This is a genomic window from Bradyrhizobium sp. Leo114, assembly GCF_055229415.2.
The window spans coordinates 1-905 of record NZ_JBUYEN020000177.1 but is presented as its reverse complement, the minus strand read 5'-3'; the positions used below and the strand labels follow the sequence as shown (position 1 = coordinate 905).

At 66.1% G+C, this 905-nt stretch carries 1 pseudogene; it reads right to left on the bottom strand.

Annotation, left to right across the window (positions count from 1 at the left end):
• Positions 1-905, bottom strand: a pseudogene (locus tag ACZIRK_RS45250) (IS3 family transposase); the annotation flags it as partial.

Sequence of the window (905 nt, the reverse complement as noted above, 5' to 3'; positions counted from 1 at the left end):
GGAGCAACGGACGATCGGCGGAGCTGGTCGGGGTTGCGCAGCCGATCGTCCGTTGCGGTGAGGTGGGCGGCATAGGCCGCGGGGGTCAGGTATTTCAGCGACGAGTGAGGCCGCCGGATATTGTAGTCGGCGACCCAAGCCGCGACCTTGACGCGGGTGTCATCCAGATCGAAGAACAGGGTCTCGTTGAGCAGTTCATCGCGCATCCGGCCGTTGAAACTCTCGACGAAGCCATTCTGCATCGGCTTTCCCGGTGCGATGAAGTGCCAATCGATATCTGCGTCCTTGCACCAAGCCAGCATGGCGTTGCAGGTGAACTCGGTGCCATGGTCGGACACGATCATTCCTGGCTTGCCGCGCCGCTCGACGATGGCCGTCAGTTCGCGGGCCACGCGCCGCCCCGAGATCGACGTGTCCGGAATGGCGCCCAGGCATTCCTTGGTGACGTCGTCGACGATGTTGAGGATGCGGAAGCGTCGGCCATTGGCGAACTGGTCGTGGACGAAGTCCAGCGACCAGCGGGCATTTGGCTTGGCCTCGACCAGGATCGGGGCCCGGGTCCCCACGGCCTTGCGGCGAGCCCGCCGCTTGCGGACGGTGAGCCCTTCCTCGCGATAAAGCCGGTAGATCCGGTTGATCCCCGATGGCTCGCCCTCCCGCCGCAGCAGGACGAACAGCCGGCGGTAGCCGAAACGCCGCCGCTCGTTGGCGAGATCGCGCAACCGGCCGCGCAGAGCCGCGTCCGCAGGGCGGCTGGAGCGATAACGGATCATCTTCCGATCCGCGCCCACGATCGAGCAGGCCCGCCGTTCCGACAGGCTCATGACGGCCTGCAGATGCGCGACCGCAGCGCGCTTGGCGGCGGGCCCTACCATTTTTTTGAAAGCAGCTCGCGAAGCGCCGCC